This is a genomic window from Tenacibaculum sp. HL-MS23 (genome assembly GCF_032463465.1).
Taxonomy (GTDB): Bacteria; Bacteroidota; Bacteroidia; order Flavobacteriales; family Flavobacteriaceae; genus Polaribacter; species Polaribacter bernardetii.
Window position 1 is genome coordinate 2,305,647 of sequence record NZ_CP135989.1, and the last position, 19,902, is coordinate 2,325,548.

A 19,902-nucleotide genomic window follows, 5' to 3' on the forward strand; every position below is an offset into this window, starting at 1 on the left:
TAATTTTGTAGCTACTATTCAAATAGTTCAGAAGATAAATAACGATCACCACGATCACATATTATGGTAACAATTACACCTTCCTTTAGTTCGCTGGCAAGTCTTAGGGCTGCAGTTGTAGCACCACCGCTGCTCATACCTGCAAAAATACCTTCTTCTTTAGCTAATCTTCTCGACATTAAAATTGCCTCTTCTCTACTTACCTCATAAACGCTATCGACTTTAGAAGCATCGAAAATTTTTGGTAAATATTCTTTAGGCCATTTGCGTATACCAGGAATTTTTGATCCTTCGGTTGGTTGCACACCAACAATTTGAATAGCTTTATTTTTTTCTTTTAAATAGGTAGAAGTACCCATAATAGTTCCTGTAGTTCCCATAGAAGAGACAAAGTGAGTTACTTCTCCGTTAGTATCTCTCCATATCTCTGGTCCAGTAGTTTTATAATGAGCTTTCCAGTTATCTTCATTCGCAAATTGATTGAAAGAATAAAAACCTTCATCTTTTACCTTATTTTCTACGTAATCACGAGCACCTTCAATACCATCGGGATGTAAGGTAACCTTGGCACCATAAGCTTTCATGGTTTGAACTCGCTCTTTAGTAGCTGTTTCGGGCATTACCAATTCAATATCGAGGTTAAATATACCTGCAATCATAGCTAAAGCAATACCTGTGTTGCCACTAGTAGCTTCTATTAATTTTGTAGAGGTGCTTATTTTTTTAGAATCTAAAGCTGTTTTAATCATGTTGTAGGCAGCGCGGTCTTTTACACTTCCCCCCGGATTGTTGCCTTCTAATTTAAAATATAATTTTACATTCGGATTAGAATTTAAAGCTATTGATTCTACTATTGGTGTGTTACCAATTTGATTTATTAGTGTTTTACTCATTATTTCATAGGAATTATTTCAATTAGAGGATTATGTGTCACAATAGAATTTTTTGCGACAGAACTTGTAACCCAAGCGTTACCCCCGATAATACTATTTTGCCCAATGACAGTATTTCCTCCTAGGATCGTGGCATTTGCGTAAATAATTACGTTATCTTCAATTGTTGGGTGTCTTTTACTATTTATAAGTCCTTTTTTTACCTTAAGTGCACCAAGCGTAACTCCTTGAAATATTTTAACATTATTATGTATGATAACTGTTTCGCCAATAACCACTCCAGTACCGTGATCTATAAAAAATGATTCACCTATAGTTGCACCTGGGTGAATATCAATACCAGTTAGTTGATGAGCATATTCCGTCATAAGCCTAGGTATTAAAGGAAGGCCTAAACGGTTAAATTCTTTAGCCATTCTAAAGATTGAAATGGCAAAAAAACCAGGATATGCTAGATATACTTCGTTAAGAGATTTAGCAGCAGGATCATTATTAAAAATAGCTTCTGCATCTTTTTTTAGATTACAAAATAAGTTTGGAATGCCTTTAATAAAATCGTTCCAAGTTTTACAGGGCTTACCTTTAATTTCTGGGCAAGCAATATCTCTTATTTTTATAAATAACGCTTTTAAATCAATTAATGATTTTTCGGTGTCAGTTTCACTATCAAAAAACGTATTAAACATTAATTGTGTAAAGCGTTGTGACTCTGCTTTTAGTGTAGATGATATTTTAATAGCTGCTTTTTGGCTATTAATAACTTCAATTAAACGTGTATGGTCCATGATATTCAAAACTTTATTACAAAGTTCAGTCATTATTTTTAATAATCTTTAAGATAAAAATTATTTTTCAGACTCAATCTATAAATATTAGTTGATTATCTCAATAAGGTAATTTATTTAGGTTTACACCCAAGTATAAACAATGGTAAAAAGAAATTAGTAATCAAAAAAACCTGAGTTATAACTCAGGTTTTTTTTGTGATTCAATAAATTTAAGTTTTTTAAAACTTTAAAGTAACACCTACTAAAAAGTTAATAGTTGCCTGCGGATAATATCCTTGTGCTTCTTGTGTAGTTCCAGGAGTAGACCAATCATCTAAATAAATATAACCTCTATCTACATATTCTTTGTTAAAAACATTGTTTACCAAACCTGTAAATACAATTGATTTAAAAATTGATGCTGTTTTTAATTCATACATCACATTTAAATCACTTGTGTAATAGCTATCTAATTTTGATGCTTTTGTATCCGTATTACTTAAGTATTGCTCTCCAACAAATTTTGTTAAAAAAGCTATCTGAAAATTATCAGAAGGTTGATAGGTAAATGCGTTACCAGCAACAATATTTGGTGAATTTGCAATAGTAGTATTTCCTAATTCTTGTAAAGATCCGTCTCTATTAGTAAAGAAATCGACGTTTTTGTTTTTACTTACCGCAATGTTTTGGCGTACAGAAAACTGCTCTGTTAAACGAATATCTGCATCAATTTCTAAACCTAATCTATAACTGTTACCACTTGTACCACGTAAAGGATCTCCAGTATCATCAATTTCACCAGTTAAGACTAATTGATTCTGATAATCCATAAAGTAAACATTGGTATTTAATTTAACGAAGTCATTTTTTAAACGCCAACCTAATTCGTAGTCATTTAAACTTTCCGAAGTATTTACTCCCGCTTTAAAATCGCTTCTATTTGGTTCTCTATTTGCTTTTGCAAAAGATGCGTAAAAACTATTTTGGTCATTTAGTTTGTAAGTTAAACCTACTTTTGGATTAAAGAATTTAAAATTTTCATCAACATTTAAAGGTTTTCTTTTAGAGGTTAATCCGTTTGTTTTATAAGAAATAAAACGTCCTTGTAAATCGATAAAAGTTCTAAGTTTTTCGGTAATATTAAAAGACACTTTAGAGAAAACACTAAAGTCGTTTTTAGTTGATTTTCCTTCATAGTATCGGTCTCTAATATTGGTATTTGCAGCTAAATCGCTACCCCAAATAAGTTCACCGTAATGATCGTTTTTAAAGTTACTAAAAGAACCTCCCGATATAATTTCTAAACCTTTATTTTTATAAGTAGCATTAAAATTACCAACATAAAAATGATTGTCTAACCAACGACGAACAATAACATCACTACCATCAACAATTAAGTTATTATAATCTTCAGCATCTCTACCGTCTTTAAATTGCTCGAAATAACCTTTACCACGTGTATAGTTTAAACCAAGGTTGGTGGTCCAATTATTAGTTAATTTTTCGTTCCAATGTAATTGATAATGGTCTTGTTGATAGTTGTCAACCTCGTTATCGTAGGTTAACGGATTCTGTCTTCTATCTTCTTTTAATTGTTGTGCAGAAATTCCGTCCCAAGCTTGGTATGTTTCTTCTTTTCCTCCAAAAACTAAAGCTTTAATTAACGTATTTTCATCCGTATAACTACCTTGTAAAAAGTACGATTTTAAATCGGTAGAAGCTCTATCTATATATCCATCAGAATAAATGTTAGATACACGCCCTGCAAATTCAAAGTGCTTGTTTAGTTTTCCTGTCGTAAATTTTACAGTGTGCTTTCTTGTGTTAAAAGAACCAAAAGAATTAGAAATTTCTCCACCAGCTTTTTCGGCACTAGCATCTGTAAGAATATTTAAACTTGCACCAAAAGCACCCGCACCATTTGTAGAGGTACCAACACCACGTTGTAATTGTAAACTTTGTGTAGATGAAGCAAAATCTCCTAAATTTACCCAAAAAGTTCCTTGACTTTCGGCATCGTTATACGGAATTCCATTTATCGTAACATTTACTCTTGTAGCATCAGACCCACGAACACTCATGTAGGTATAACCTACACCAGCACCAGCATCTGAAGAAGAAACAACGTTTGGTAAATAGTTTAATAAAACAGGAATGTCTTGACCTAAATTACGTTTCGAAATTTCTTTTTTAGATAAGTTAGAGTGTGTTACAGGTGCATCAGCTTGTACACGCACTGCAGAAACTAATACTTCTTCTAAAAGAGTAGCATCAGAAGTTAATTGAAAGGTAATATTTTGATCTTTTAAAACAGCTATTTTTTTAACTAAAGTTTTAAAACCTACAAAAGAAATTTCAACACCATATGTTCCTTTTTCTAGTTTTAATTTAAAGTTTCCGTCAAAATCGGTAGCGGTTCCTTTTTTTAATTCTTTTACAGCAATGGTAGCACCTACAAGCGCTTCTTGATTATTGTTAACTACTTTACCCGTTATAATAAAGTTTTGTGCATTTACTGTTATAGCAGTAAATAATACGATTAAAAAAGCTACAGCTTTCATTTGTTTACTAAAAGACATCGGTCTCATTTTTTTATAAAATAAAATCGAATAAAAAGAGGTAATTATTCCTTGTTATTGTTGAATAATTGATTGCTTACGTTATTGTGAGGGTAGCGAAAATATCTTTTACATAAAGATTACGTTACCTGGTTTACAACAGTTTATTTACAAAATGGCGATTATCGCCTCCCTAAACAGCATTACCTGTTCTAGGTTCATTGGGTATGATCTCAGCCGATATAGGCACCCCTTTACGAGAACGCGGCAAAGGTAAAGCGAATTTTATAATTGAAAACAAAAGAATAGATAATTTTAAGTGTAATGTTAAGGTTGGTAAAAAGTAGTTAACATAAAGCATTTAAAAGTATAGCAATATTTTTTCGAAGCTATTTCCTGCTTTCTCTACTCGCTTTTTTCGTGCCTCAAAAGAGCTTAAACAAACCGTTCAATCAGGGCTAAGATTTTTGCGAAGTATTTAGCTGTTTAATCGAGTTTTGGTTTCTTTCTCAATGTTTTTTTAACGGAGGTTCTTTTCTTGTTCTCAGCTTTTCTTAAAACAGATCCTCTACTTGGTTTCGTAGTCCTTCTTATTTTAGGTCTTTTTAAGCCTTGGGTAATTAGCGCTAAAAAACGTTTTATAGCAAGGTCTTTGTTTCTGTGTTGAGAACGTGTTTCATCAGAAGACAGCAATAAAATATTTTCTTTGGTAAGTCGAGAAGCTAGTTTTTTAAAGAGTATCTCTTTTTGCCTTTCAGATAATTGTTTAGAGTTCGCAAGATCAAAAGTTAATTCGATTTTAGACGATACTTTATTTACATGTTGTCCGCCAGCACCAGAGCTTCTTATTGCTTTAAACTTTAGTTCTTTAACCAGTTCGTGCGAATTCATAATTATAAAGAAGGTTTGTTTAAAGTAGTAGAAAAAGAATACAGATTTTCTTTTTTAGAAAGTAATCCATCAATAATTTCGATTGCTTTTTTTAATCGCGTTTCTTTATCTCCTTTTAATAAAATATATGGTCGATTGTATTTTTTTAAGGTGTTTTCAAAAGCAGTAAACATTTCTAAACGTTCGCCTGGTTTATCACGTAAATCATCAGCTTCCCAAGGAGTATCAATATAAGTTAAGAAATAAATATCATAAGAGTTTTCAATAGCAGCTTCATCGAGTATAGGATCTACAAAACCACCATAATATTCTTCTGAATATACTTTTGTTTCGAGTAAGTCGGTGTCGCAAATTAAAACTTTATCCGCTTTTAGCGATAAATCGTTTTCTAGTTTTATTTGTCCTTCGGCAATTGGTATTATGTCTTTTTGTTCACAAATTTTACGCTCGTTATTCCATTTGTCTTGCAAATACTCGCGCGCAAATTCTGGTGTCCAAACGGTACTGTAATAACGTGCTAATTGCCCAGAAAGCGTTGTCTTACCTGTGCTTTCAGGTCCGAATAAAACAACCTTTACAAGGTTGCTGTTTTTTTGTTTAAGCTTTTTTTCCATGCTAAATACCCGCTAACGGCAATAAAGGTAAAAATTAAATATTGAAAACTTGTAAACGTAAAGCCTTTGTAAAAATAAAGAGGCACAGAGATAATATCTCCGATAATCCAATAAATCCAATTTTCAATTTTACGTTTCGCCATCAACCACATTCCTACAAAGAAAGTAGCGGTAGTAAACGTATCTACATAGGCTGTCCAATTGTTCCATTTATCAAAATAAGTATATACAGCAAATACAAAAATTAGAGTTGCAAAAAAGATAAAAACACTAGTTTTCTTTTCTTTTGTAGTTGTTCTTGAAATAGGAGTAACATGAGTTGCATCTACATTACGAGTCCAAATATACCAACCGTAAATACTCATGATAAAATAGTAGCCATTTATCATCATATCGCCTAATAGTTGCCATTTTAATAACAGATACACAAAAATAGCGGTGCTAATCATTCCGGTAGGAAATACCCAAATTTTATTCTGTTTAGAGAACCAAACAGATAAAAAACCAAAAATTACGGCAATAACTTCTAAGCAAATATCTGAGGTCGAGTAAGTTGTGTACTGATTAAAAAGAAAATCAAAAACTTGGTTCATAGTCGCTACGGTCAGATTTTACAATTTTCATAAATAAGATTCCGCTATCGATTAATTCGAAGGAGTTTTTTAATTCTGTAGTAACCACTTGCATTACGGTATCGTAATCTCCATACACTTGTGTGCTTAAAGGATTTTCAAGTACAGTTAAGCCAGAAGCTCTTAGTTTTTTTATAAAATTGATAATTGGTTCTTCAAATTTATTTTGAAGTGGCGTTAAGGTAAGTTCTACAGATATTTTCATAAAAAAAGTTTCAAAAAGCGAAGTTACAAACTTTGTAGCTGTCATTTTATTGAAGAAAGAGATCTTTTAAAGGTGTTCTTTTAACTAGCATACACACAAGTAAAACCTTCGGTTTCTAAAAAGTAAATTTTATATTCATCGGTAACACCTTCGTATAAAATTTTACCAGAAGTTTCGTTTGTTTCAAAAGAGAAATCTTCAATGTAAATATTGTCTAAAAAGAGTAATTTTTTCTTTCCGTAAATTTTATACAAACTCTCTTTGGCTCCCCAAACAACCGTTAGTTTACTCACTAAAGCGTCATGGTTTGCGATCGATTTATATTCTTCAATTGGCGTGAATTTATGTGCTATTTTTAAAATTTTATCTCGTTGTTTTTCAATATCGATACCTACGGGTTTATCATCAGAAATTATAATACCTGAAAAAGTAAAAGAATGTGTGATCGAAATAAATTTACCGTCTTTTAAATGCGGTTTTCCGTATTCATCATATACTAAGTCTGCATCGGTATAGCCAAACTTATTTAGTAAGTGACGAACGCTTAAAAAACCCCTACGGTGTAAATCCGATTTCATGTTGTTAACTCGGTCTTTACTACTCTGAGTAAGTTCAATGCCTTCAGATAAATTTTCAAAAGATTCTTCAATCTTCCAAATCAATACTTTAGTGGTTTCGTTTACCGTTAATGTTTTGTGAACAGGCATATTTTAGAAAGTTATTTCGTAATTTTGCGACTTAGAAATTTAGATATATAAATATACATAAATATGAGCACAAAAAACGCTACATACGTTCCTTTTAAAGTTAAAGATATCACTTTAGCTGATTGGGGAAGGAAAGAAATTTTATTGGCAGAAGCTGAAATGCCAGGATTAATGAGTTTACGTGAAGAATATAAAGATGAGCAACCATTAAAAGGAGCTAGAATTGCAGGGTGTTTACACATGACGATTCAAACTGCTGTTTTAATTGAAACTTTACAGGCTTTAGGTGCTGAGGTAACTTGGAGTTCTTGTAATATTTTTTCTACACAAGATCAGGCTGCTGCTGCAATTGCTGCTACAGGAACACCTGTATATGCTTGGAAAGATATGACAGAAGAAGAATTTGACTGGTGTATCGAACAAACTTTATTCTTTGGTGAAGATAAAAAACCATTGAATTTAATTTTAGATGATGGTGGAGATTTAACAAATATGGTATTAGATCGTTATCCTGAATTAGCTGCAGGAATTAACGGGTTATCAGAAGAAACTACTACAGGAGTTCACAGATTGTATGACAGAGTAAAGGCAGGAACTTTACCAATGCCAGCAATTAACGTAAACGATTCTGTAACTAAATCTAAATTTGATAACAAATACGGATGTAAAGAATCTGCAGTTGATGCAATTCGTCGTGCAACTGATATTATGTTAGCAGGTAAACGTGTTACAGTTTGTGGTTATGGTGATGTAGGTAAAGGTACCGCGGCTTCTTTTAAAGGTGCAGGTTCTATCGTTACAGTTACAGAAATTGATCCTATTTGTGCATTACAAGCTGCAATGGACGGTTTTGAAGTTAAAAGATTAGAAACTGTTGTTGGTAATTCTGATATTATTATTACAACTACAGGTAACAAAGACATTATTCAAGGACGTCATTTCGAAGCAATGAAAGACAAAGTTATTGTTTGTAACATTGGGCACTTCGATAACGAAATTGATATGGCTTGGTTAAATAAAAACCATGGTAATACAAAAGACACTATCAAACCTCAGGTTGATAAATATAACATCAACGGAAACGATATTATTTTATTAGCAGAAGGACGTTTAGTAAACTTAGGTTGTGCAACTGGTCACCCAAGTTTTGTAATGAGTAACTCATTTACAAACCAAACTTTAGCACAAATCGAACTTTGGAAAAACAAAGATGCTTACGAAAATGATGTATACATGTTACCTAAGCATTTAGATGAAAAAGTAGCAAAATTACACTTAGCTAAAATAGGAGTAGAGCTTACAGAATTACGTTCTGAGCAAGCATCTTATATTGGTGTAACTGTTGAAGGGCCTTATAAGCCAGAACACTACAGATACTAAATTTCATTATTCTAAAATTGTCACCTTGAGCGCAGTCGAAAGGTTGTTTTAGAATTTTATCATACATAAACTTAAAACCCTTGTATTAACTTGTAAGGGTTTTTCTTTGGCATTTTTAACAGGCTATCCACTATATCTTTTTTCGTGGCTCAAAAAGGATGCCGCTACTATCCTTAACGCAGCTTTAGTTTCACAACAATAATTTATTATAACTCCATTTTGTTTCCTGTCACCTTGGGCGCAGTCGAAAGGTTGTGTTTAATTGTTTTGGTATTATAGCTAATAATATTGAATTTCGGAGCTATTCTATTTTAAGAAGAAGATTACTTCGTTTCTCTCGTAATGACGTTTGTTTAAGAAGTATAAATAGGTTTTATACCTAGTCTTAGTATAAAATTACATTTTCAGAGATTTTGCTATTTTGTAATCGTCATCGCGAAGTTTATTTTTTTAAACTGTGGCAATCTATCTCTAATAATAAGATTACTTCGTTTCTCTCGTAATGACGTTTGTTTAAGAAGTATAAATAGGTTTTATACTTAGTCTTAGTATAAAATTACATTTTCAGAGATTTTGCTATTTTGTAATCGTCATTGCGAAGTTTATTTTTTTAAACTGTGGCAATCTATCTCTAATAATAAGATTACTTCGTTTCTCTCGTAATGACGTTTGTTTAAGAAGTATAAATAGGTTTTATACTTAGTCTTAGTATAAAATTACATTTTCAGAGATTTTGCTATTTTGTAATCGTCATTGCGAAGTTTATTTTTTTAAACTGTGGCAATCTATCTCTAATAATAAGATTACTTCGGTTTTCTCGTAATGACGTTTTATTAAGAATTATAGAGAAAGGTTTTAGTTCTTGTCTTTAAACACCAATATGTTTTTTATAGCGTCATTCTGAATTTATTTCAGAATCACTTGAAACCTGCTATTAATTATGCGAACCTGAAACAAGTTCAGTTTGACGGATTCGATTCGTAACAATAAATCCTGTCACCTTGAGCGCAGTCGAAAGGTTGTGTTTTAATTGTTTTGGTATTATAGTTAATAATGTTGAATTTCGGAGCTATTCTATTTTAAGAAGAAGATTACTTCGTTTCTCTCGTAATGACGTTTGTTTAAGAAGTATAAATAGGTTTTATACCTAGTCTTAGTATAAAATTACATTTTCACAGATTTTGCTATTTTGTAATCGTCATTGCGAAGTTTATTTTTTTAAACTGTGGCAATCTATCTCTAATAATAAGATTACTTCGTTTCTCTCGTAATGACGTTTGTTTAAGAAGTATAAATAGGTTTTATACTTAGTCTTAGTATAAAATTACATTTTCAGAGATTTTGCTATTTTGTAATCGTCATTGCGAAGTTTATTTTTTTAAACTGTGGCAATCTATCTCTAATAATAAGATTGTTTCGTTTCTCTCGTAATGACGTTTTATTAATAATTATAGAGAAAGGTTTTAGTTCTTGTCTTTAAACACAAATATGTTTTTTTATAGCGTCATTCTGAATTTATTTCAGAATCACATCTAATAAGTTAACTCATTATTAATAAACTAGAGTAACTAATTGTTTTAAAATTAAACGCATTAAAATGCCTAGCCCCGATTGAAGCATTTGTTTGAGCTCCTCGCAGAGATCGAGTGCGGAAAGCGGGAATTGGCTTCAAAAAAAAATCCTACAACTAAGTTGCAGGATTTTTTATATAAGTTTTAAACTTGAATTATATCTTTAAAGAATTAAATAATTCAATTAACCTTGGGCTAGAAGGCCTAGGTGCATTTGCATCTACAATATTACCTTGTGGGTCGATTAAGATAAAACGCGGTATGCTATTTACTTTATAGGCACCAGCAAAGCTTTTATCTCTTTTAGAATACAATTGAATTCCGGTTAAGTTTTTGTCAGCTACCATTTTTTTCCAAGTTTCGTAATCTCTTTCACTATCAACAGAAATACTTACAAACTCAATGTCTTTGTTATGGTATTGCTTTTCTACTTTTTGTAAAAAAGGAATTTCTTGTTTACAAGGGTTACACCAAGTAGCCCACATATCAACATAAACATATTTACCTTTTAAATCATCTAAAGAAGTGGTACCTCCTTTAAAATTCTCGTAATCAACAAACTTAGGCGACTCAATACCTTTTGCTAATTTAGTAGCTAAATATAACTTGTCGGCATGTGTTTTGTTTAAGTAATTTGTTAACCCTGTAATGTTTTGTTTTTGGGAAGCAACAAAAGTAGAATCTAATTTAGTATCTGCTATTCTTTTGTTAAAATCAGCAGTATAATTATTTACTTTCGTATCAAACTTATCTTTTGGTAATGTAAATAAATCTTTATCATTTAAAAGGTTTTCTTGCAATAGTGATGTTTTTGCTAAGAAATTACTTTCATCAGAGCCTTCACCTGTATAAGTAACAGTTTCATCAAATTCTTTTGAGTCAATTGTCATGTTAACATTTGCACCGTTTTTTAAATATAAAGTTGTTGATTCTTGTCCGTCAAATAGACGATAAAAACCATCTTTAAGGTTCATCGTGTCTTTAAAAGCGCCGTTTTCGTTAACCTTAATTACTCTACTAAATTTTAATTGAGGATTAGAAATAACGATAGAATCAGAATTTTGATTTGTTATTTTTCCAGAAAAAGTAACAAAATTATTTGATTCTTTTTTACAAGAAATTATAGCAATGGCAATTGCCATTAAATAAACTATTTTTTTCATTGGTTTGATCTATTTAATTGTTTTTTATAAGTTACTAAATTACTGATTTTTCTGTACAAACACGATGTTTTAACTTTTTATCCCAACCAGCCTTCTCTATCTAAACTTCGATATTGAATTGCTTCTGTTAGATGATCAGATTTTATATTTATAGATGCATCAATATCTGCAATTGTACGTGCTACTTTTAAAATTCGATCATAAGCTCTTGCAGATAAATTTAGTTTTTCCATAGCCCTTTTTAGTAAATTTTTACTTTCGGTGGATAGTTTACAAAACTCACGAATTTGTTTTACATTCATCTGGGCGTTGTAATGTACAGTATCCGAATTACTAAAACGTGCTGTTTGTATTTCACGAGTTTTTGTTACTCTTTTTCTTATTTCTACACTAGGTTCTCCTTTTCTTTCTTCTGATAATTTATCAAACGGAACCGGAGTTACTTCAATATGTATATCAATTCGATCTAATAAGGGTCCGGATATTTTACTTAAATAGCGCTGCATTTCTGCAGGCGAAGATGTCATTGGTGAGCTAGGATCGTTAAAAAAACCAGATGGACTAGGATTCATACTAGCAACCAACATAAAACTACTTGGATAGTTTACTGTGAATTTAGCTCTTGATATTGTTACTTCTCTGTCTTCTAAAGGTTGTCGCATTACTTCTAAAACTCCGCGTTTAAACTCTGGTAATTCATCTAAAAATAAAACACCATTATGAGCTAAGGAAATTTCACCCGGTTGAGGTAAGTTATTTCCACCACCAATTAAAGCGATATCCGAGCAGCTGTGGTGTGGAGATCTAAAAGGACGACTAAACTGTAATCCCGAATTTTTTATTTTACCAACAACAGAATGTATTTTGGTAGTTTCTAACGCTTCTTGCAATGTCATTGGTGGCAATATGGAAGGGAGTCTTTTTGCTAACATTGTTTTTCCTGCTCCTGGCGGACCAATTAAAATAATGTTATGTCCGCCAGAGGCAGCTATTTCCATACAGCGTTTTATACTTTCTTGTCCCTTTACATCAGAAAAATCAAACTCAGGAAAATCAATATGCTTGAAAAATTCTGCACGAGTATCAACTATTGTAGGCGTTATTAATTCTTTATTTTCTAAGTGATTAATAACTTGCATAATATTATCAACCGCTAGTACATTTAAATCATTAACGATTGCAGCTTCTTTTGCGTTTTCTTTTGGTAGTATAAAATGCTTGTAACCTTCTTCTCTAGCTTTAATAGCAATTGGTAAAGCCCCTTTAATGGGTTGCAGACTTCCGTCTAAAGAAAGTTCTCCCATTATAATGTACTCGTTAATATTTGTGGTTTTAATTTGATTAGAAGCAGCAAGAATACCAACAGCTAAGGTTAAGTCGTAAGCGGCGCCTTCTTTACGAATATCGGCAGGAGCCATATTTATAATTATTTTTTTCCCGGGAAGCTTAAATCCATTATTATTTAATGCTGCAGAAATACGATATGAGCTTTCGCGAACTGCATTGTCTGGTAAACCTACCAAATGATAACCTACTCCTTTATCTATATTAACCTCTATAGTTATAGTTGTGGCTTCAATACCAAAAACAGCAGATCCATAGGTTTTTATTAGCATAACTTTCTCTTTCTGTTAAAGATAGCTAAAATTATTATCTTTTTTTAATTATAGATTGTGATGTTATTACTAGTTAGTCTAACAAAAAAACACCTCTTTATTAAAGAGGTGTTTTTTAAATATATATTGTAATGGATTAGTTATTGTTAAAATTATCTAATCCTGTTTTTAACCAGTTATAGTATGATGTATGATCTGTATATTGTTGAGGTGAGTTTAAAAGCTCTAAATTTGGGCTCATTAATATATAAAATGGTTGAGATGCTGTTTTAAAGTTAGCAACTTGTAAAGTAGCCCATTTATCACCATAAGTTCTAATTCTTTTTACTTTACCATTTGGTTTAATAAAATCGAATTGTTCTTCTTCAGGTAATTGTCTTTCGTGATCATCAACATATAAAGATATTAAAACATAATCATCACTAATTAAAGAATAGATTTCTGGTTTAACCCAAATATTTTCTTCCATTTTACGACAGTTAACACATGCCCATCCTGTAAAATCTAATAATACTGGTTTGTTAACTGATTTTGCATAAGCAATACCTTCTTCAAAATCTTTAAAACAATTTAATCCTAAAGGACATTTGTTGTCTTTTTTGTAAATACTATGAAATTGAGGTGGAGCAAACCCACTTAATAGAGCATTTTGATTCCATACCGGTTTTTCCATTACACCAGGAGCTAAGTATATAGCTAAAGCTAAAGAACCCATTCCTAATAATACTCTAAAAAAAGTAATTTTACCGTACTTTTTACCTATGAAACCGAATAAATATAATGCAGTTAATAATGATATAAAAGCCCAAATACCGATAAATACTTCTCTTTTTAATAAATCCCAGTGACCTACTAAATCGGCGTTTGATAAGAATTTAAAAGCAAAAGCTAATTCTAAGAAACCTAAAAATACTTTTACAGTATTTAACCAGCCTCCTGATTTTGGTAAAGAATTTAACCATTTAGGGAACATTGCAAATAAAGCAAAAGGTAATGCTAAAGCTGCTCCAAAACCAATCATACCTGCTGATAATTGCATCGCACCACCATCACTTCCTAAAGAGCCTGCTAATAATGACCCTAAAATAGGTCCTGTACAAGAAAAAGAAACAATAGCTAAAGTTAAAGCCATAAAGAATATACCAATAATTCCTCCTATACTAGAGGCGCTATCTGCTTTATTACTCCATGAGCTAGGTAGTGTTAATTCGTAAAATCCGAAGAATGAACCTGCAAAGAATATTAATACAGTAAAGAAAAATAAATTCAACCACATATTTGTTGAAATACTATTTAAAATCTCAGGATCTAAAGTATCTAAGTAGTGAAAAGGTAAGCTTAATAAACCGTATATTAACACAATAAAGAAACCATATAGAATAGCACTACGAATCCCTTTTCCTTTTTTCTCATTATGCTTAGTAAAGTAAGATACCGTTAAAGGTACCATAGGGAAAACACAAGGAGTTAAAAAAGCAAGTAAACCTCCAACAAATCCTAGTAAGAATATGTTAAGTAAACTATCTCCGTCTTCTTCAGAAGATTTTTGAGTTGTGCTTTTTAATAAAGCAGTGTTTTTTAAGTTTAGGTTTAAAGATTGCGCTAAAGATTGACTCTTGTCATCAACTTCAACAACAGTTTGTACAACTTCTTCTCCAATTAATGAAAAAGTAAAATCTTCATCAAAAGGCAGACAATATTCTTTACAAACTTGTGCATCTAAATTAAGTGTTATTTGTGTTAAGCTAGCATCAGAAACTGTAATTCTTTGTACTAACCTACCTTCATCTACGAAGAATATTTCATCTTTCCCCCAAATTTCACTAAATTCAGTTTCAGTATCACCTTCTTTTGCTTTTCCGTTAAGAGTGTAACCTGTTTGTCCTTCAGCTGGAGAAATTGACATTGGTAAAGAAGCATCTTCTGGGTTGTACTGTGAGTATAAATGCCAGTCTTCTGCAATTTCAATATCGAAAATTAAGTCGTATTCTGTATCCGAAATTTTTTCAACGGTAGGTGTTACCACAATAGGATTGTCATCAGATTGGGAAAATACCGTTAAACCGATGAATAATAAAAATAGAGTAAAGAATTTTTTCATTCGAGTTAGTTTATAAGGGGTTGTTTTTAATTAGTTATTCTTAATAATTGTGTTGTTTTATTTGAAGGTAAAAAACGTTTGTCTTGTCGCCTTCCAATAATCCATATAATTTTATCATCATTTGAGCAAAGCAACCACGTGTTGTTTTTATCAAAAAGAGATAATTTTTCATCTTTAAAATACTTGCTAACCTTTTTCTTACCTAACATACCTGTTGGGTAGAAATAATCGCCAGCTTTTTGTTTTCTAATGACGAGGGGGTAATTTAACAAAATTTTATCAACAAAAATACAATTTGTATCAATAATTGTTTTTTTAAGAACCTTTTCGAATAACAAGTTAATCGGATTTGTTATTCTTATTTTATCCTTATGAATTATAACCTCTTCATTTTCAATAGTATCTTGCTCATTAGTGGGTAAAAGTAGTAAAAAATCTCTATCTTTTAATAAAGTATGTGAATTTGTTACGACTTTCTTGCCTGATTGGGCATAAATTAAGTTGTAAACATCATTCCATTCTGTGAATTTATACTCTTTTAAAAGTTGATATAAATAAATTTTTGGATCTGATAACTTGAGTAGTTCTAGAATATTTACTTTTAATAGAGCTCCTTTTTTACTTAGTGTTTTGGATGATACTTCTTCCATTTTATCAGTAACAATTTGCTGAGACTGTTTAAGGAAGGTAGTAGTTTTAAGGTGTGTTTTTGAAAAACTAGGGTTTAGCTCTTTTAAAAGAGGGACTATTTGATGCCTTATTTTATTTCTGATATATTTTATTTCAGAATTACTAGCATCTTCTCGCCATTGAATGTTGTTATCTGTGGCGTATGTTTCTATTTGTTCTCGTGAGAAAATTAATAAAGGACGAACGATTTTTCCGTTTATAGCTGGAATACCTGTTAAGCCATCTAAACCTGTTCCTCGGGTTAAATTAATAATAAAAGTTTCTAGATTATCATCAGCATGATGACCAGTTAAAATATAGTCGAAATTATGTTCTTTTATCAATTCATCAAACCAGTTGTATCGAAGCTTCCTAGCAGCTATTTGGGTTGATAACTTATGTTCTTCAGCATGCTTGGATGTTTCAAATAGTACTGAGAAAAAAGGAATGTTTAGATTTTTGGCTAGCTCTTTAACAGACAGTTCATCTAAATTGCTTTCTTCATCTCTTAGCTGAAAATTACAATGTGCTAAAGAAATAGTAAAGTTTAATTGATGTAATAAATGTGTTAAAACAACGCTGTCAACTCCACCAGAGATTGCAATTAAGAGTTTTCTTTCTTTTAAAAACGAAAAATGATTATCAATATGTTCCGCTAATTGTTGTAACATTTTATAAACTATATTTTTATAGTTGATTATTTAACCAGTTAACAATGTCTTGCATCATTTCTTCTTTACATAAATCATGTTGTAGCTCATGGTAACCGCCTTTATAAAGTTTTAAGCTTGCTTTTTCTGTAGCATTGGCAAAAGCTTCGGTTCCTTTATAATCGATAATTTTATCGCCAGTTCCATGTAATAATAACATTGGTTTTTTTAAAGTTGATGCGTTTTCAATAGCCCATTCACCGGAGTCAATAAATGATAAAGAAAAATTCGGACTAATTTTATCATGCACTAACGGATCGTTAATGTATTTTGCTACTTCAGTTTTATCGCGAGAAACATCATTAGCATCTAGTTCATTTCCTAAAGTTATTGACGGAGCAATTTTTTGCATCATTTTACCTAAAGAAAGTTTCCATGCTGGCGGATCAAAAGCTAATTTTAGCATTGGGCTAGTGGCAATGATTCCTGTTAAGTCATTTTCTTTACGAAGTGTATAGTTAATTACTGCGTTTCCGCCCATAGAATGTCCGTATAAAAAGATTGGTTTAGCTCCGAAAACCTCTTTTGCTTTTGTAATTAACTTTGATATACTTTCTAAGACGGTATCAAAACCAGGATTATGACCTCTTTTTCCGGTAGTTTTACCATGGCCAAAATGATCAAAAGCAATAACACCAAAATTATTATCTGTTAGTTTTTTAGCAACATGTTGGTAACGACCAGAGTGTTCTCCCATTCCGTGAATAATAACCACGACAGCTTTTACTGTTTCGGGTTGCCAAAACTGACCAAAAAAAGTAGTTTTATGATAATCGAAATTGAATCCTTGATGCGTCATAGTTTATTGTTTTTGTAACCAGATTCTTATTTCTTTTCTCAAAGAAACTTCGGGTTTTGGTAACGGAATTGTTTTTCCAAATTGTTTACCTCTCTTAAATTTAGAGAATGTAATTTTATGTTGTTTCCAAGCTTCAGGATACAGTTCTAAAAATTTATTAAAAAAACTTTGTTCATTTACGCTTCCTTCTATTTTAGGAAGTACTTCTTTAAATTTTTCTTCTTGATCTATAATCATTACTCCTATTTTTTTTGGGCGATAAGTTTTCGCATCTCTTTAACACTAATCGTACTTCCGTCATGACTCCATCCCGGAGGACCAAAAATATACATAAATTTATGAATCCAATTACTAGACTTTTTGGTATCGTTAAAAATATCTTTATATTCATGGGTTAAAATTACCCAAGGATTATATGAATTAGGAGCATGAGTTACACCGTATTCAATATCAATTTCTTCATCTAATTCTTTCCACGTACCAAATATTCTATCAAAAATGTTTAAAAATCCTCCATGATTTTTATCCATATATTCAATATTTTTTGCGTGATGTACTTGGTGCATTGTATGTGTGTTAAAAATTACATCAATATATTTAATTTTTGATATGTAAACCGAATGTAATTGAAATTGCCATAAAGCTTCAATTCCCAAACAAACGACTACCATTTCTGGTGGGAAACCAATTGCAGGTAACCACATATAAAAAAAAGGTTTGTATAAAATGGTAAACCAACCATTACGAACGGCGGTTCCTAAATTAAAGTTATTTGATGAATGATGAACAATATGTGCCGCCCATAAAAAACGAACCATATGATTTTGTCTGTGAAACCAATAGTAGCTAAAATCATCTAACAATTGGCAAGCAATCCAAACATACCAAGCATATCCAAAAGACTCCCAACCCATAATATTCATACGAACACCATTTACTAGCGGATTAAAAATTTCATACACATAATTAAAGATAATAATTGCCGAAATAGTTTTAATTAAAGGAGCTAAAATTACAGATCCAACTCCCATTGTTAGGCTAGAGGCTAAATCTTTCCAGTTATATAAGTCTTTTTTATTGTGTGTTTTACTATAAGTAAGTTCTAATAAAATGAGACCCAAAAAACAAGGTATGCCATATACTAATGGATTGGTAAAATTCATGGAATTTTTAAATATTGAGGGTTCAATATAGTGAACTACTTTGAGTTTAATAGCACATATTTCATTGCTTTTGCTTTTAGTAGGCACTCTTCATATTCTTTTTCGGGAGTTGACTTGGCTGTAATTGCGCCACCAACTGAATATGAAACGTATTTTTTGTTTGTATTGTATAAAATACTTCTAATAATTACATTAAAGTCAAAGTCGCCATTAGGCGTAAAATAACCAAGGGTTCCTGAATACAATCCGCGTTTGGTCTCTTCTAATTCTTCAATAATTTTCATAGCTGATACTTTCGGAGCTCCCGTCATACTTCCCATCGGAAATGTATCTTTAATAACATCAACAGGGTGTATGGTTTTTTCTACCTCAGAAACTATGGTTGATATCATTTGATGCACTTGTTTAAAAGAATGCACCTTACAAAGTTCTTCAACAATAACACTTCCTTTTTTTGCAGTTTTTGATAAATCATTGCGAACCAGATCTACAATCATCACATTTTCTGCTCGTTCTTTTTCATCGCGTGATAAATCGAAAGCTATTTTATCATCTTCAATAACATCGATTAATCGTTTTGCGGTACCTTTAATTGGTTGTGATATAATTTTTGTTCCTTCTTTTCTTAAATACCTTTCTGGTGTTGCTGATAATAAATACAGGTTTTCGTGCCTGAAAAAAGTAGCAAAAGGTGGTTCTGATATGTCGTTTAAATGCGTGTATATTTTATAAGGATTGATATTGGTATTTTCAGCATAAAATTCTTGACAGAAATTAGCTTCATAAATATCGCCTCTATGAATATGTTTTAAAATTTTTGTTACTTTTTGATGGTACTCATCTTTGTGAATACGAAGTTTTATTTTGATTTTCTCTTCTTCTGATGATTTTTCGATTTCATTCAAAATAAGATTAGGATTCGTTTCTAAGATGTCATTAAAATCTTCTTCTAGCTCATCATCTATCATTTGTAAATAATGAAATTCAACCGTATTTCCTTTAATGAAAATTAACTTTTGAGGTTGAAAAAAATATAAGTCAGGAAAATGAAGCCCGTCAAAATTAGTGGATTGTAGTTTTTCAACATCATTTTTTACATCATAAGAAATATAGCCAAAAAGATAATCTTTGGTGTATGATTGATATTCTTTTAATTTATCAAAAGCATTATGAGCATCAGTTTTTATCGATGTAAATTCATCTGCAGCCAAACAACAATCGAACGAAGAATATTTTTGCTCGTACTTATTAGAATCCAACCAAATAGCAGTTTCAAACTGTTTAGACCAAGCAAATAATTTTTGCTTAAACTCTTTCGGGTTCTCTATTTTAAAATCAGATTGGGTTCTTTTAGACATCTTACAAAAATAAGAAACCCGATAGAATATAACTATCGGGTTTCTATAAAATATAGTTGTTAAATTATTTTACTTTTTCAACATCAACGATTATTTCTTTAACGA

At 31.3% G+C, this 19,902-nt stretch carries 17 protein-coding genes; 1 reads left to right on the plus strand and 16 read right to left on the minus strand.

Annotated features, from left to right (window positions below):
• Positions 1-14 precede the first annotated feature (14 nt).
• From cysM to RRF68_RS10805, 8 genes are all read right to left on the minus strand, one after another.
• Complete coding sequence (cysM, locus tag RRF68_RS10770) at positions 15-893, minus strand: cysteine synthase CysM (protein WP_315944347.1); 879 nt, start codon at positions 891-893, stop codon at positions 15-17.
• Positions 893-1,711 carry a serine O-acetyltransferase EpsC gene (epsC, locus tag RRF68_RS10775; RefSeq protein WP_315944348.1) on the minus strand — a complete coding sequence of 273 codons (819 nt, stop codon included), beginning with the start codon at positions 1,709-1,711 and terminating at the stop codon, positions 893-895. The genes cysM and epsC overlap by 1 nt, the downstream gene beginning before the upstream one ends.
• Before the next feature lie 188 nt (positions 1,712-1,899).
• Complete coding sequence (locus RRF68_RS10780) at positions 1,900-4,221, minus strand: TonB-dependent receptor (RefSeq protein ID WP_315945377.1); 2,322 nt, start codon at positions 4,219-4,221, stop codon at positions 1,900-1,902.
• 483 nt (positions 4,222-4,704) lie between these two features.
• Positions 4,705-5,109, minus strand: coding sequence for an alternative ribosome rescue aminoacyl-tRNA hydrolase ArfB (gene arfB, locus RRF68_RS10785; RefSeq protein ID WP_315944349.1), 405 nt, complete (start codon positions 5,107-5,109; stop codon positions 4,705-4,707).
• A gap of 2 nt (positions 5,110-5,111) precedes the next feature.
• Positions 5,112-5,723, minus strand: a complete 612-nt coding sequence (locus RRF68_RS10790; protein WP_315944350.1) for an ATP-binding protein — start codon at positions 5,721-5,723, stop codon at positions 5,112-5,114.
• Entirely contained in the window at positions 5,684-6,316 is a 633-nt protein-coding gene (pnuC, locus tag RRF68_RS10795) for a nicotinamide riboside transporter PnuC (RefSeq protein WP_315944351.1), read from the minus strand. The genes RRF68_RS10790 and pnuC overlap by 40 nt, the downstream gene beginning before the upstream one ends.
• Positions 6,300-6,560 carry a thiamine-binding protein gene (locus RRF68_RS10800; protein ID WP_218772129.1) on the minus strand — a complete coding sequence of 87 codons (261 nt, stop codon included), beginning with the start codon at positions 6,558-6,560 and terminating at the stop codon, positions 6,300-6,302. Before RRF68_RS10800 ends, pnuC begins: the two co-directional genes overlap by 17 nt.
• 80 nt (positions 6,561-6,640) lie before the next feature.
• Positions 6,641-7,267 (minus strand): 4'-phosphopantetheinyl transferase family protein, encoded by a 627-nt coding sequence (locus RRF68_RS10805; protein WP_315944352.1) that lies wholly within the window; start codon positions 7,265-7,267, stop codon positions 6,641-6,643.
• Positions 7,268-7,330: 63 nt separating this feature from the next.
• Here RRF68_RS10805 and ahcY point away from each other — a divergent pair, with 63 nt between their 5' ends.
• On the plus strand, positions 7,331-8,647 hold the full coding sequence (gene ahcY / locus RRF68_RS10810; protein WP_218772131.1) for an adenosylhomocysteinase: 1,317 nt from the start codon (positions 7,331-7,333) through the stop codon (positions 8,645-8,647).
• 1,726 nt (positions 8,648-10,373) lie between these two features.
• Here the strand turns inward: ahcY and RRF68_RS10815 are convergent.
• From RRF68_RS10815 to RRF68_RS10850, 8 genes are all read right to left on the minus strand, one after another.
• On the minus strand, positions 10,374-11,381 hold the full coding sequence (locus tag RRF68_RS10815) for a TlpA family protein disulfide reductase (RefSeq protein ID WP_315944353.1): 1,008 nt from the start codon (positions 11,379-11,381) through the stop codon (positions 10,374-10,376).
• A gap of 77 nt (positions 11,382-11,458) precedes the next feature.
• Positions 11,459-12,997: a YifB family Mg chelatase-like AAA ATPase gene (locus RRF68_RS10820; RefSeq protein ID WP_218772133.1), complete on the minus strand. Its 1,539-nt coding sequence runs from the start codon at positions 12,995-12,997 to the stop codon at positions 11,459-11,461.
• Between the two features lie 136 nt (positions 12,998-13,133).
• Positions 13,134-15,098: a protein-disulfide reductase DsbD family protein gene (locus tag RRF68_RS10825; protein ID WP_218772134.1), complete on the minus strand. Its 1,965-nt coding sequence runs from the start codon at positions 15,096-15,098 to the stop codon at positions 13,134-13,136.
• A gap of 26 nt (positions 15,099-15,124) precedes the next feature.
• On the minus strand, positions 15,125-16,438 hold the full coding sequence (gene tilS, locus RRF68_RS10830) for a tRNA lysidine(34) synthetase TilS (RefSeq protein WP_315944354.1): 1,314 nt from the start codon (positions 16,436-16,438) through the stop codon (positions 15,125-15,127).
• A gap of 16 nt (positions 16,439-16,454) precedes the next feature.
• Positions 16,455-17,276 (minus strand): lysophospholipase, encoded by an 822-nt coding sequence (locus tag RRF68_RS10835; RefSeq protein ID WP_315944355.1) that lies wholly within the window; start codon positions 17,274-17,276, stop codon positions 16,455-16,457.
• A gap of 3 nt (positions 17,277-17,279) precedes the next feature.
• The gene (locus RRF68_RS10840; protein ID WP_218772137.1) at positions 17,280-17,513 is read right to left on the minus strand and encodes a hypothetical protein; all 234 of its coding nucleotides are present in this window, start codon (positions 17,511-17,513) and stop codon (positions 17,280-17,282) included.
• A 5-nt stretch (positions 17,514-17,518) separates the two neighbouring features.
• Entirely contained in the window at positions 17,519-18,439 is a 921-nt protein-coding gene (locus RRF68_RS10845; RefSeq protein ID WP_275315435.1) for a sterol desaturase family protein, read from the minus strand.
• 35 nt (positions 18,440-18,474) lie between these two features.
• Positions 18,475-19,797 carry an anthranilate synthase component I family protein gene (locus RRF68_RS10850; RefSeq protein WP_315944356.1) on the minus strand — a complete coding sequence of 441 codons (1,323 nt, stop codon included), beginning with the start codon at positions 19,795-19,797 and terminating at the stop codon, positions 18,475-18,477.
• Positions 19,798-19,902: the final 105 nt, after the last annotated feature.

Bases quoted from the DNA above. Each gene is read 5' to 3' on its own strand.
- cysM (WP_315944347.1), bottom strand. From the start codon at position 893: ATGAGTAAAACACTAATAAATCAAATTGGTAACACACCAATAGTAGAA.
- epsC (WP_315944348.1), bottom strand. From the start codon at position 1,711: ATGACTGAACTTTGTAATAAAGTTTTGAATATCATGGACCATACACGT.
- RRF68_RS10780 (WP_315945377.1), bottom strand. From the start codon at position 4,221: ATGAAAGCTGTAGCTTTTTTAATCGTATTATTTACTGCTATAACAGTA.
- arfB (WP_315944349.1), bottom strand. From the start codon at position 5,109: ATGAATTCGCACGAACTGGTTAAAGAACTAAAGTTTAAAGCAATAAGA.
- RRF68_RS10790 (WP_315944350.1), bottom strand. From the start codon at position 5,723: ATGGAAAAAAAGCTTAAACAAAAAAACAGCAACCTTGTAAAGGTTGTT.
- pnuC (WP_315944351.1), bottom strand. From the start codon at position 6,316: ATGAACCAAGTTTTTGATTTTCTTTTTAATCAGTACACAACTTACTCG.
- RRF68_RS10800 (WP_218772129.1), bottom strand. From the start codon at position 6,560: ATGAAAATATCTGTAGAACTTACCTTAACGCCACTTCAAAATAAATTT.
- RRF68_RS10805 (WP_315944352.1), bottom strand. From the start codon at position 7,267: ATGCCTGTTCACAAAACATTAACGGTAAACGAAACCACTAAAGTATTG.
- ahcY (WP_218772131.1), top strand. From the start codon at position 7,331: ATGAGCACAAAAAACGCTACATACGTTCCTTTTAAAGTTAAAGATATC.
- RRF68_RS10815 (WP_315944353.1), bottom strand. From the start codon at position 11,381: ATGAAAAAAATAGTTTATTTAATGGCAATTGCCATTGCTATAATTTCT.
- RRF68_RS10820 (WP_218772133.1), bottom strand. From the start codon at position 12,997: ATGCTAATAAAAACCTATGGATCTGCTGTTTTTGGTATTGAAGCCACA.
- RRF68_RS10825 (WP_218772134.1), bottom strand. From the start codon at position 15,098: ATGAAAAAATTCTTTACTCTATTTTTATTATTCATCGGTTTAACGGTA.
- tilS (WP_315944354.1), bottom strand. From the start codon at position 16,438: ATGTTACAACAATTAGCGGAACATATTGATAATCATTTTTCGTTTTTA.
- RRF68_RS10835 (WP_315944355.1), bottom strand. From the start codon at position 17,276: ATGACGCATCAAGGATTCAATTTCGATTATCATAAAACTACTTTTTTT.
- RRF68_RS10840 (WP_218772137.1), bottom strand. From the start codon at position 17,513: ATGATTATAGATCAAGAAGAAAAATTTAAAGAAGTACTTCCTAAAATA.
- RRF68_RS10845 (WP_275315435.1), bottom strand. From the start codon at position 18,439: ATGAATTTTACCAATCCATTAGTATATGGCATACCTTGTTTTTTGGGT.
- RRF68_RS10850 (WP_315944356.1), bottom strand. From the start codon at position 19,797: ATGTCTAAAAGAACCCAATCTGATTTTAAAATAGAGAACCCGAAAGAG.